Origin of the sequence: Rhizobium sp. WYCCWR 11128 (assembly GCF_013416305.1) — a bacterium.
Lineage (GTDB): Bacteria > Pseudomonadota > Alphaproteobacteria > Rhizobiales > Rhizobiaceae > Rhizobium > Rhizobium indicum.
This window is the reverse complement of the sequence record NZ_JACCEZ010000002.1, coordinates 99,112-111,763: the sequence shown is the minus strand read 5'-3', so window position 1 is coordinate 111,763 and position 12,652 is coordinate 99,112. Positions and strand designations below refer to the sequence as shown.

The following is a 12,652-nucleotide window of genomic DNA, read 5'->3' as shown; positions in this document are numbered from 1 at the left end:
GTCGTTGTCGCAAAACCGCTGCACACTTTTGCGCGACATGCTTTAGTGCGCCTCGTCCCAATTGGTGGCGGCGCGGGCATCGACCCTTAGCGGCACGCGCATTTCCAACGCCGGCATGGTGGCGTTTTCCATGACCGAGACGATTGTTGGCATCGCCTTTTCGACATCCTCGTCCTCGACCTCGAAGATGAGTTCGTCATGCACCTGCAGCAGCATGCGGACGCGATCGGCGAGGCCGACGTCAACAAGCGCCGGCTCTATCTTGATCATTGCCCGGCGGATGACGTCGGCAGCCGAGCCCTGGATCGGCGCGTTAATCGCCGCACGCTCGTTAAAGGAGCGCACGGAGGGATTGGACGAGCGGATTTCGGGATAGTTGATGCGGCGACCGAAGATCGTCTCGACATAACCCTTGTCGCGCGCCATGGCCTTTCGGCTTTCCATATAGTCGCGGATGCCGGGGAAACGCTCGAAATACTTCTTGATGTAGTCGCCGGCTTCCGAACGCTCGATCGAAAGCTGATTGGCGAGCCCGAAGGCCGAGATGCCGTAGATGATGCCGAAATTGATTGCCTTGGCGCGGCGGCGCACCTCGCCCGGCATGCCTTCTACCGGCACGCCGAACATTTCCGACGCCGTCATGGCGTGGATGTCGACGCCATCTTCGAAAGCCTTGGTCAGCTGCGGGATCTCGGCGACATGGGCAAGCACGCGCAGTTCGATCTGGCTGTAGTCGGCGGAGATCAGCTTGTGGCCAGGCGTCGAGATGAAGGCGGTGCGGATCTTTCGGCCTTCTGCGGTGCGAACCGGAATATTCTGCAGGTTCGGCTCGGAGGAGGACAGGCGCCCCGTGGTCGTCGATGCCAGCGAATAGGAGGTGTGGACCCGCTTGGTCTCCGGATGGACATAGCCGGGGAGCGCGTCGGTATAGGTGGATTTCAGCTTGGTGAGCTGGCGCCAGTCAACGATCTTGCGCGGCAGCTCCAAACCGGCGGCGGCCAGATCCTCGAGCACCTGCGCGGAGGTGGACCATTGCCCCGTTTTCGTCTTGTTGCCGCCGGCAAGGCCCATCTTGCCGAACAGGATATCGCCCAGCTGCTTCGGCGAGCCGATGTTGAACCGCTCGCCGGCCAGTACGTAGATCTCGTCCTCGAGCCTTGCTGCACCCTGGGCCAGTTCGCCGGAGAGGCGCGACAGGATCTGCCGGTCGACGGTGATGCCGCGCGCTTCCATGCGTGCCAGTACCGGCAACAGCGGCCGCTCCAGCCGTTCATAGACGCTGGTCAATCCCGCCGCCGCCAGCCGGGGCTTCAGCACCAGCCAGAGGCGCAGCGTCACGTCGGCATCTTCGGCGGCATAGTGGGTGGCGCGGTCGATATCGACCAGATCGAAGGTGACGTTCGCCTTGCCGCTGCCCGCCACGTCCTTGTAAGGAATCGGGGTATGGCCGAGGAATTTTTCCGAGAGCGGGTCCATGCCATGCGCGCCGGTGCCGGCGTCCAGCACGTAGGAGATCAGCATCGTGTCGTCGAAACTCCTGGTCTCGATGCCATAGCGCTTCAACAGCAGGTAGTCGTATTTCAGATTCTGGGCGACCTTGAGAACCGCTTCGTCCTCCAGCAATGCCTTCAACCGCGGCAGGGCATCGCCCATCGGGATCTGGTTGTCGGCAAGGCCGCCGCCGAGCAGATCGCCGACGCCGTTCTTATGGACAAGCGGCACATAGGCGGCGCGGATCTTCGTGCCGGTGGGATCGGCCGTATTGTCGGCGATCGCCAGCGAAAAGCCGACGAGTTCGGCCTGCATCGCATCCAGCGACGTGGTCTCGGTATCGAAAGCAACGAGGCCGGTCGCGCGCGCATCGGCGATCCAGCGGTCGAGCGTTGCCAGGTCGCGGATCGTGACATAGGCCGAATGATCGAAGGGCAGCGTCGCAAAGGCCTCGGCCCGAGCGTTGGCAAGATCGGCGGGCGAAAAGGCGCCTTCGACGGCGGTCTTCGCCCTCGCGCGCGGCGGCAGCGGCACGGATTCACCCGAAACGTCGGGGATGCCGCCGGCAACGGGCTCGGGCTCGGCCGCATCGAGATCCGGGCCGCGGGCCGTCTCACCCCATTCGATGCGGACGATCGCCGGTTCGATGGCGCCGGCATCGCAAGCGCAGGCTTCGGCGACGCGGCGCGTCAGCGTGGTGAATTCCATCGTCTTCAGGAAGCCTATCAGCTTCGGGCCGTTCTGCGGCTCCAGCACCAGCGCGTCGAGATCGAGATCGAGTGGCACATCGGTGCGCAGCCGCACGAGGTCGCGCGAGAGCCTGGCCATGTCGATATTGGCGAGGATCGTCTCGCGGCGCTTGACCTGCTTGATCTCGGCGGCGCGTTCGAGCAGCGTATCAAGATCGCCGTATTCCTCGAGAAGCTGGGCGGCGGTTTTCGGGCCAATGCCGGGAATGCCGGGAACATTGTCGACCGAATCGCCGGTCATCGCCTGCAGATCGATCATCTTTTCCGGCGGCACGCCCCATTTCTCGATGACATCGGGAATGCCGATCTGCTTGTCCTTCATGCTGTCATACATGTGGACATTGGGGCTGACGAGCTGCATCAGATCTTTGTCGGAGGAGACGATGGTGACATCGGCGCCAGTCGCTTCGGCCTGGCGGGCATAGGTGGCGATGATGTCGTCGGCCTCGAAGCCTTCGGTCTCGATGCAGGGCAGATTGAAGGCGCGGGTCGCCTCGCGGATGAGGCCGAATTGCGGGATGAGCTCTTCCGGCGGCGCAGATCGGTTCGCCTTATAGGCGTCGTAGAGATCCTTGCGAAACGTCCTGGCGGAATAGTCGAAGATGACGGCAAGATGGGTCGGCGTCACGCCGACATCGGTATTGCGCGCATCCCTCAGCAGCTTCCACAGCATGTTGCAGAAACCGGACACAGCGCCGATCGGCAGGCCGTCGGTCTTGCGGGTCAGCGGCGGCAATGCATGAAACGCCCGGAAGATGAATCCGGAACCATCGACTAGGAAGAGGTGATCGCCTTTTTTCATGCGTGCATGGATAGCGCGGGCATGGGACGAGGTCCATATAGAGTTCGGCATAAAATTCGGCGCGCGGAAAGGATTATGGCGTTCGGAGCGTCACACAGCGCCGCACGTCTTTTCGGACGCGCAAAGGACGCTGAGCACTTGGCGTTGCTGCATAATTTTATCCTTCCATCGATTCCGATCTCAGGAATTGTACGGCACGGATTCCGGCTCACCAAACTGTTACCGATTTGTAACCACGGCCCTCCCTTGAAAAACCACATTCTGAGCCACAAATCGATGTCACCGGCGCTTGATTGCGTCGCGGGTCTGATCACCGGCTTGTCCCCCGCCGCGTCAGGCTTGGACAAAGGCCTTATCCCCCTCTCCGGGCCTTTGTCCCCACTTTAAAGTCGCCATGGCCAACCTCCAGGCCATGGCGACTTTTGTTTTACCAGGCACTCGAAATTCTGATCGCCGCTTGCATGTTTAGGAGCATCGTATGCGATTTGCTGCATTGTCTCCGGCATGGTTTTGAGCCTAACTTGCAATCATGGGATTTAACCGCATGGATTCGGGAGCCTACCTTGCCAGCCAGCTGGCGAAAGGGTTTGCCCGCTCGCTGCACCAGCGCGCGGTTGGGCTCGGTTTTTCTCCGGGCCAGTTCCCCATTCTGCTGGAACTCTGGGCCGAGGACGGGCTGACCCAGAAACAGCTTCTCGAGCGGGTCGATATCGAACAGGCGACCATGGCCAATACGCTTTCGCGCATGGTCCGAGACGGGTTGATCGAACGCCGGCCGCATCCATCCGACAAGCGGGCGCAACTGCTCTTCCTGACGCCGAAGGCCCGCGCCATGGAGGCCGAGGCAATCGAGACCGCGCGCGAGGCCGACCTTGCGCTGTTTAAAGGGTTTCGAGTTTTCGAGCGCGAGCTGACACTCGAATATATCCGCCGGCTTCTGGAAAACGCCAAGGCGCTCTGACCACTGCATAATTCCTTAAATCGGAATCGACAGCGTCCTTTGCGCGTCTGAAAAGACGCGCGGCGCTGTAAGATCACTCGCCAGCACACTGTGCGCGTCGCAGCGACGGCGCGCCGGTTTCGATCTGTGCGGTCAGGACGTTTTCGTGGGCGGCAAGCTTGATGCTCGGCTCGATATCCGGCTTGCCGAGTAAAAGGCCCTGTACTTGCGTGCAGCCTTCCTCGACGACGATCCGGCGCTGCATCTCGGTTTCCACGCCCTCCGTCACGACAGGCATGCCGAGGCTATGACCTAGGCCGATGATGGCGCGCACGATCGAGCGCGCCGCCGCATCATGTTCCAGCACTCCGGTGAAACTGCGGTCGACCTTGATCTTGTCGAAAGGGAATGAACGCAGGTTGGAAAGCGAAGAAAAACCGGTGCCGAAATCATCCATGACGATGTGAACGCCGAGCTTGTGCAGCCGCAATAGTGTCGTCATCACCCGGTCGCGATCGCGAATGAGGGCCGCCTCGGTGATCTCGAGCTCCAGCCGGCCGGGCGCAAGCCCGGTTTCGGCGAGGATCGCCTCGATCCGCTCGCAGAGGTTCGGCAGCATGAATTGCACCGGCGAGAGATTGACGGCGATCATCAACGGCAGCGGCCAGCGCACAGCCTCCCTGCAGGCCTGCTGCAACACCCATTCGCCGAGTTGGACGATCGAGCCGCTTTCCTCGGCGATCGGGATGAAGATATCGGGCTCGGTCAAGCCGTGACCTGGCCGGTTCCAGCGCATCAGGGCCTCGTAGCCGCCGATCTCGCCGCTCAGCGCATCGAGGATCGGCTGATAGTCGACATGGATCTGATTACGGATGATCGCATGGCGCAGTTCGCTTTCGATCTGGCGGCGGTTCCGTGCCGCCTTATCCATGTCCGCGTCGAAGAAACAGACCTTGCCGCGACCGTCATGCTTGACGCGGTAGAGTGCAGTATCGGCATTGTTGCAGAGTTCATCAGCAGCAGCGCCATCCGCGGGATAGATTGCGATGCCGACGCTGACGCCGACGGCGGTCGGGTCGCGCGCCGTGTCCATCTCGGCGGCGAATTCGTCGAGGATCGCCGCCGCAAGCTTTTGCGCCGCCGCCGGCTGCTGCCCGGCGGGCTGAATGATGGCGAATTCATCGCCGCCGAGGCGGGCGATCGTATCGCTCTCATCGGCCACGCGGCGCAGGATCGAGGCGACCTTGCGGAGAATACGGTCGCCTTCGGCATGACCGAAGATATCGTTGACGGCCTTGAAGCGATCGAGGTCGAGATAGAAGAGGGCAACCTCGCTGTTCTTTCGTTCGGCCATCTGCAGCGCCTGCCGGATGCGGGTATCGAACAGCGACCTGTTCGGCAGATCGGTGAGCACGTCGTGGTGGGCGAGATGCTCGATCATCTCCTCGGCCTGCCTGCGCTCGGTGAGATCACGCACCGCCAGCACCTCGCAGTTGTGCCCGCGATAGACGATCCTGCTCGCGGTCACTTCGACGGCGATCTCCCTGCCGTCCCTGGTGTTGAGCAGCGTCTCGCTGGGTCTGTTCTGCCCAGTTCCCTGAATAGCAGTCAAAACAGCCGAGGGCGCCTTGCCGGCAAGACCGGCAAGCTTCCAGCCGGAGAGCCCCTGGAAGCGTTCATTGGCATCGATGATCCGGCCTTCCCGCAGGATCAGCAGCCCTTCCTGTGAGGCATTCGCGAGCCCCCTCAGATCCGTCAGGTGGCTTTCGATAAAGACCACCGCCAGCGCGATCAGAATGAGCGCCGTCGCCGCCACAACGACGATCGCAGCAAGCAGGCTGGCGTCGAGCACCGTTGCCGGAACTTGCTTGCCGGGATCCGGCACGAGCGTGATGCTAGCCATCGAGATGAAATGGAGCGCGCAGATCGCGAGGACGAAACTGATTGACGAGGCGAGGAGCCGCCTCAGTCCCTTCAATTGGAAAAATGCGTGGAAGGCGGCGCTCGACAACAGCGCTCCTGCGAGAACCGCACTCAGCGTCATGGAGGGATCATAAAGAATTGCCGCCTGCGTTTCGATCGCCTGCATGCCGGTCAGGTGCATGGAGGCGATGCCGAGCGCCATCAGGACGCCGCCGCGGATGCGAGAAAACCTGCCGCGGCTTTCCGAAGCGACGAGGATCGCCGCCCACGAACCGACAACCGACAGGAGGAAAGAAAGCGCCGTCAGGCCCAGTTGGTAGCCGATCGGCATGCCGCCGTCATAGGCCAGCATTGCGATGAAGTGGGTTGCCCATACGCCGGTGCCGAAAGCGAAAGCCGAGGCGCCGATCCAGAGCTTGCGCCGCCCGGCATCGCATTCCTGGGCGCGGGAAAGCAGCAGCATCGCCGCCATAGCGCCGACCAGGCAGACGGCGGCCGCCGCAAGCACCAGCCGCCAATCGTGGTTGTCCCGAATACATGTAATGACCGAAAACATCTGCCCCTCCCACAGCTGAATTCGGTCAGGTTATTTAGGTTATGCTAAATAACTGTAAATTGAATTAGAAATCTCTTCTATATTATCCAGCAAATCTTCCTGATATTGATCTTTGACCGACGGGCCTTTCGCGCCGCCGATTTTTGTTTTTCCGCCTCGCCTGCTTTTCTGGTTTGGTCTATCGTCCGGCCGAATTTCAAAAAAGGAGTCGAAAATGACCGATATCAATCAGGTGCTTGAGCGCGCGGACCAGAACCTTCCATCGAGCCTCGAAAAGCTGTTCGAGCTTCTGCGCATCCAATCGATTTCCACCGATCCCGCCTATAAAGCCGAATGCCGGAAGGCCGCCGAATGGCTCGTCGCCTATCTCGGGACGCTCGGCTTTACGGCCTCGCTGCGCGATACGCCTGGCCATCCGATGGTGGTCGCCCACCATGCCGGCGCTTCCGCCGATGCGCCGCATGTTCTCTTCTACGGCCATTACGATGTTCAGCCGGTCGATCCGATCGAGCTCTGGGAAAACGACCCGTTCGAGCCATCGATCAAGGATGTCGGCGAGGGCCGCAAGATCCTGACCGGCCGCGGCACCTCCGACGACAAGGGCCAGTTGATGACCTTCGTCGAAGCTTGCCGCGCCTATAAGGAGATCAACGGCGCGCTTCCCTGCCGCATCACCATCCTCTTCGAGGGCGAGGAGGAATCCGGCTCGCCGTCCCTGAAGCCCTTCCTCGAAGCCAATACCGCCGAGCTCAAGGCCGATTATGCGCTGGTCTGCGATACCGGCATGTGGGACCGCGACACGCCGGCGATCGCCGCGGCGCTGCGCGGTCTGGTCGGCGAGGAAGTGATCGTGACGGCCGCCGACCGTGACCTGCATTCCGGTCTCTTCGGCGGCGCGGCCGCCAATCCGATCCACATTCTCGTCGAGGCTCTTGCCGGCCTGCATGACGAGACGGGCCGCATCACGCTTGACGGCTTCTATGATGGCGTCGAGGAAACGCCTGACAACATCAAGGCCTCATGGGAGACGCTCGGCAAGACCGCGGAGAGCTTCCTCGGCGAAGTCGGCCTTTCCATTCCATCGGGTGAAAAAGGCCGCTCGGTGCTGGAACTCACCTGGGCGCGGCCGACCGCCGAAATCAACGGCATCTGGGGCGGATATACCGGCGAAGGCTTCAAGACGGTGATCGCCGCCAAGGCTTCGGCGAAGGTTTCGTTCCGGCTTGTCGGAACGCAGGATCCGGCGGCCATCCGCGAGGCTTTCCGCAGCTATATCAGTGCGAAGATTCCCGCTGATTGCTCGGTCGAGTTCCATCCGCATGGCGGCTCGCCGGCGATTCATCTTTCCTATGATTCGCCTGTTCTCACCAAGGCGAAGAACGCGCTTTCCGACGAGTGGCCGAAGCCCGCCATCGTCATCGGCATGGGTGGGTCGATCCCGATCGTCGGAGATTTCCAGAAGATGCTCGGCATGGAATCGCTGCTCGTCGGCTTCGGCCTCAGCGACGATCGCATCCACTCTCCGAACGAGAAATACGAGCTCGTCTCCTACCACAAGGGCATTCGCTCCTGGGTGCGGATACTTCGAGCGCTCGCTGCCTGAAGGAAAAGGCGCGGCTTCCATCAAGCTGCGCCACGCAAAGTCGCGACAAACAAAAAGGCCGGTTCGACCCGGCCTTTCGTCATCCGCTCATCTCAGTGCCAGTTCATCCGTGGTCAAGGAGCAAGCAGGTATTGCAGTGAGACTGCCGCCGAAAGGTTAACGAACCGTTAACAGTACCGGCCTTGCCGGAAGCACCATCGCGGCTCCAAGGCGCGGACAGACATTTCGCCGTTCAAGCTGCGTTCATCGCGAGCGACATATAAGCCATTGAAAGATAAGACGAATGATGACGCCCTGACAGCTGCGGGCGATCGCTCTGTCTTTTGTTTCAATGGCATATGCCAAGGAAACGCGGCCAAGCGCTGCCTGAAAAACGTGCCAACAAGGACTGAGAAGCGTGAAAAATCTCTTTGTTAAAATCGCAGCCGCCGGCATGCTTATGCTGGCGCCCGCCATAGCGCAGGCCGCCGAGGGCTACTCGACGGCGAACGTCAACATGCGTGCCGGTCCGAGCACCCGATATCCTGCCGTCGCCGTCATCCCCGCCGGTTCTTCCGTCGAGATCCGCGGATGCCTTTCCGAGGTCAATTGGTGCGACGTCGAATTCTACGGCGGCCGCGGCTGGGTTTCCGGCCAGTATGTGCAGGCCCTCTACCAACAGCGCCGCGTCTATGTCGGCCCGCAATATTACCGTCCGCTCGGCATTCCGATGATTCGCTTCAGCGTCGACAATTATTGGGACCGCTATTACCGCAACCGTGATTTCTATCGCGACCGTGACCGCTGGAGCCGCGGCCCGGATTATTACTACCGCGACCGCGACAATCGGGATCGCGACCGCGATCGGGATAACCGGGATCGCGACCGTAACTGGCGCGAGCGGGATGGCGACCGAGATGGGCGCGACCGCGATCGTGACTGGCGCGACGACAATCAAAGGAACGATCGGCAAAGGGACGATCGGCAAAGAGGTGAACGGCAGAGGGACGACCGGAGAGGCGATGATCGCAGGCCGGACCGCAGGAATTTTGATTGCCGCCCCGGCGATCCCTCTTGCGACGAATGAAACAGAAAGGGACGCAGCGACGTCCTCTTCCGAGGCTTGAAGCCAAGGGAAAAAGCCCGGCGCTCCCTTGGGAGGGATGCACCGGGCCTGATGTCGATCGGCACGCGTTGAGGGGAGACGGCCGATCATTCGCGGGACGTGAGGGGCTGTCCCGCTTCTTCATAAACAATCGCGAAGCCTATTGGTTCCGCCTGCCGCATAATTCCTTGAAGCAGAACCGATTTGAGGAAACACTATGCGGCAATTCAATGTGTTACAGCCTCTTTTATGTCTCTCGAAAAGACGCGCGGCGCGGTAATCTACGTCGTATAGCACGTAACTCACGCCACGCACTTCGGGCCTTTGTTTTCACGACGCATGCCGCCTTGCCGGCGAGCGCAAGACAGGAGCCGCGGGGGGAAGCATCGAACCTCGAATGCGATCACCGACAATTTGACGTGAAGCCATCGCGAGGCACTTGTTTTGCGAGATTCTTTATTGCAGTTTTGTGAAGTTGCGGATTGATTTTGATCCGTTCGAGGCTGGACCCTGATGACACAAGACTACCTGGCTTTCTTCGGGCTTTTCGGCCCTCGGGCAGCCGCCACAGATGTTACCGTTTGGCATAAACACAACCCCATCCTGCCTGTGCGCCTCACCGATGGGGCGAGCCTCAACCCTTCCGGCCAGATCTGGCGCCGCTTTCATCTGGGCGAGTGGGAATATAAGCAGGACCCGGAATCGCTCGACGATTACGAGGCCCGACAGTTCTGAAGGCCAATGCTGTCGCCCGGCGCGATCTGCTTTACTTTCCATTATTAATACCCCGTTAAATCGCCGCATTTACAGTTCAGTCGGATGATCACGGCGGCACTCAAAGCGCTCCAGCGTCCTTTGCGCGTCTGAAAAGACGCGGGGCGCTGGAGAAGGGCACCGTTATGCGAAGTTGGCTTCGCGATCGAACATGGGGTGTGACCGGTCCGCGATGGCAGGCAGAGGCAGATCAGGCGACAGAATAGAACCCTCCTTCAGCGGCCGGCCGGCACGCGACGATGACGAATTCTCGCTCGATGCCGACGATCGCATCGCCGGAGGCCGATCTCAGCGCCGCGGCGGCTCGAAACCCCCGCCGCAGCGCGCCGCCCCCCGGCGGCAGCGCGAGCCGACGGAGCGTGAAAGCGGCGGGGTTTTCGGCTTCATGCGCCGCGTGATCTACTGGTGCATCGTGCTTTTCATCTGGGCCGGCATCGGCGTTGCCGGGCTCGTGGTCTATTATGGTTCGCGCATGCCGAGCGCCAGCACATGGGCGATCCCAGAGCGGCCGCCGAACGTCAAGATCACCGCCGTCGACGGTAGCGTCATCGCCAATCGCGGCGCCACCGGCGGCGAGGCGCTGTCGCTCGAAAACATGTCGCCCTATATTCCGGAAGCCGTCATCGCCATCGAGGATCGGCGTTTCTATTCGCATTTCGGCGTCGATCCGCTCGGCCTCGGCCGGGCGATCGTGACCAATCTCACGGCTGGCCACATGGTCCAGGGTGGCTCGACGCTGACGCAGCAGCTTGCCAAGAACCTCTTCCTCTCCCCCGAGAGAACGCTGGAACGCAAGGTGCAGGAGGTGCTGCTGTCGCTCTGGCTGGAGCAGAAATACACCAAGGACCAGATCCTTGCCATGTATCTCAACCGGGTGTTCTTCGGATCGAACGCCTATGGCGTCGAGGCAGCCTCGCGTCGCTACTTCAACAAATCGGCGCGTGACGTAAACCTCGGCGAGGCCGCGGTGCTGGCCGGCCTGCTCAAGGCGCCGTCGCGGCTTTCGCCGGCCCGCGATGCGGAAGCGGCGAATGCACGCGCCCAGCTCGTGCTCGCGGCAATGCGCGAACAGGGTTTCATCACCGATTCCGAGGTCAAAACGGCGATGTCGCAGACCCCGGCTTCAGCCAAGAGCTACTGGTCCGGCGCCGGGCACTATGTCGCCGACATGGTGATGGACCAGTTGCCAAGCCTGATCGGCGACGTCAAGGAGGACGTCATCGTCGATACGACCATCGACAAGTCGCTGGAAAAGAAGGCCGAGCAATCGCTGGTCGACGTACTCGACAAGGAGGGCGGCAAGCTCGACGCCTCGCAGGCGGCCCTCGTCTCGATCGACGGCACCGGCGCGATCCGGGCGCTCGTCGGCGGCAGGGATTATGCGACGAGCCAGTTTAACCGTGCCGTCAAGGCCAAACGCCAGCCGGGCTCCTCGTTCAAGCCCTTCGTCTATGCCGCCGCACTCGAGAAGGGGCTGACGCCCTATTCGGTGTTCAACGACGCGCCGATCCGGATCGGCGACTGGACGCCCGAAAATTACGAGAAGAAATACAATGGCGAAGTGACGCTGGCGACCGCGCTTGCCAAGTCGCTGAACACGGTGGCCGCCCAGCTGGTGATGTATGACGGGCCGGATCAGGTGATCAAGCTTGCCCACCGGCTCGGCATCGAAAGCGAGCTGCAGCCGAACGCCTCGATCGCGCTCGGCACGTCCGAGGTGTCGCTGATGGAACTCACCGCCTCCTATGCCGCCTTCATGAACGGCGGCTACAAGGCGACGCCGCACGTCATCCGCCGGGTGACGACGGCCGAAGGCAAGGTTCTCTACGAAAATACCTATGACAGCCCGCCGCGCGTGCTGTCCGAGCAGATCGTCGCCCAGATGGATGCGATGATGATGGGCGTCATCGACAACGGCACCGGCAAGAGCGCCAAGATCCCCGGCTGGCAGGCGGCGGGAAAGACCGGCACGACGCAGAATTCGCGCGACGCGCTCTTCGTCGGCTTCACCAGCAACCTGACCACCGGGGTCTGGTTCGGCAATGACGACGGCAAGCCGATGAAGAAGGTGACCGGCGGCGGCTTGCCCGCCAAGGCCTGGAAGGAATTCATGATCGCCGCCCACAAGGGTCTTTCGCCGGCACCGCTCTTCGGCAACGGCCAGTTGATCGCCGATCCGAACAATGGTCAGCCGATGGCTGAGGCACCGGGTAATGGGCAGTCGGGCAGCGGACAACCGATGACGGCCGAGGCGCCGCCATCGACGATCGGCGGCATTATTTCCGGCGTCTTCGGCGGCAACGACAACGCAAACCGCTATCCGCAAGCGCCTGTCCGGCAGCAGGCGGCGACCTCCGGCAGCGGCCCGGTTCCGCCCTCAGACATTGCCGAAGGCGGCGGTTCTGGCTATGAGGGCATGGTGCCGCCCGGCGATGTCGGGGGTGCGCAGACCACCTCTTCCGTCCAGCCGCGGCGCACGACGCTGCTCGATCTGATCATGGGCCAGTGAGACCTTTGCTGCATGTCCTACACAAGCCCGATGCTCTAAAGCGCGTCGCGATCTTTCAGAGTCGCTCCTCGCGCTTCAGGTCTTTGTTTTACGCATGTCGTTGTCGCAAAACGGCTGCGCAGTTTTGCGCGACATGCCCGAAAAAATGGCCGCTTTCCGGACATGGGGCGACCTCTTTCCCGGCTGCTGTAAAAATTGAACGCAACACATTCGTTTTGCTG

7 protein-coding genes are annotated in these 12,652 nt (G+C 61.5%); 5 read left to right on the top strand and 2 right to left on the bottom strand.

Annotated features, from left to right (window positions below; all coding sequences use genetic code 11):
- Positions 1-42: 42 nt before the first annotated feature.
- Positions 43-3,042 carry a DNA polymerase I gene (gene polA, locus HX898_RS08120; RefSeq protein ID WP_180194398.1) on the bottom strand — a complete coding sequence of 1,000 codons (3,000 nt, stop codon included), beginning with the start codon at positions 3,040-3,042 and terminating at the stop codon, positions 43-45.
- A gap of 544 nt (positions 3,043-3,586) precedes the next feature.
- Between polA and HX898_RS08115 the strand changes: the two genes are divergently transcribed.
- Complete coding sequence (locus HX898_RS08115; protein ID WP_003583451.1) at positions 3,587-4,003, top strand: MarR family transcriptional regulator; 417 nt, start codon at positions 3,587-3,589, stop codon at positions 4,001-4,003.
- Positions 4,004-4,076: 73 nt separating this feature from the next.
- On the opposite strand, the gene HX898_RS08110 is transcribed toward HX898_RS08115, so the two are convergent.
- The gene (locus HX898_RS08110; protein ID WP_180194397.1) at positions 4,077-6,461 is read right to left on the bottom strand and encodes an EAL domain-containing protein; all 2,385 of its coding nucleotides are present in this window, start codon (positions 6,459-6,461) and stop codon (positions 4,077-4,079) included.
- 214 nt (positions 6,462-6,675) lie between these two features.
- Here HX898_RS08110 and HX898_RS08105 point away from each other — a divergent pair, with 214 nt between their 5' ends.
- From HX898_RS08105 to HX898_RS08090, 4 genes are all read left to right on the top strand, one after another.
- Complete coding sequence (locus HX898_RS08105; protein WP_138332106.1) at positions 6,676-8,064, top strand: dipeptidase; 1,389 nt, start codon at positions 6,676-6,678, stop codon at positions 8,062-8,064.
- A 397-nt stretch (positions 8,065-8,461) separates the two neighbouring features.
- Positions 8,462-9,130 carry an SH3 domain-containing protein gene (locus HX898_RS08100; protein WP_180194396.1) on the top strand — a complete coding sequence of 223 codons (669 nt, stop codon included), beginning with the start codon at positions 8,462-8,464 and terminating at the stop codon, positions 9,128-9,130.
- Between the two features lie 531 nt (positions 9,131-9,661).
- Positions 9,662-9,883: a hypothetical protein gene (locus HX898_RS08095; protein ID WP_138332104.1), complete on the top strand. Its 222-nt coding sequence runs from the start codon at positions 9,662-9,664 to the stop codon at positions 9,881-9,883.
- Positions 9,884-10,094: 211 nt separating this feature from the next.
- Complete coding sequence (locus HX898_RS08090) at positions 10,095-12,431, top strand: transglycosylase domain-containing protein (RefSeq protein ID WP_180194395.1); 2,337 nt, start codon at positions 10,095-10,097, stop codon at positions 12,429-12,431.
- Positions 12,432-12,652 lie beyond the last annotated feature (221 nt).

Excerpts from the sequence above, each read along its gene's own strand:
- polA (WP_180194398.1), bottom strand. The coding sequence starts at position 3,042 with ATGAAAAAAGGCGATCACCTCTTCCTAGTCGATGGTTCCGGATTCATC.
- HX898_RS08115 (WP_003583451.1), top strand. The coding sequence starts at position 3,587 with ATGGATTCGGGAGCCTACCTTGCCAGCCAGCTGGCGAAAGGGTTTGCC.
- HX898_RS08110 (WP_180194397.1), bottom strand. The coding sequence starts at position 6,461 with ATGTTTTCGGTCATTACATGTATTCGGGACAACCACGATTGGCGGCTG.
- HX898_RS08105 (WP_138332106.1), top strand. The coding sequence starts at position 6,676 with ATGACCGATATCAATCAGGTGCTTGAGCGCGCGGACCAGAACCTTCCA.
- HX898_RS08095 (WP_138332104.1), top strand. The coding sequence starts at position 9,662 with ATGACACAAGACTACCTGGCTTTCTTCGGGCTTTTCGGCCCTCGGGCA.
- HX898_RS08090 (WP_180194395.1), top strand. The coding sequence starts at position 10,095 with ATGGCAGGCAGAGGCAGATCAGGCGACAGAATAGAACCCTCCTTCAGC.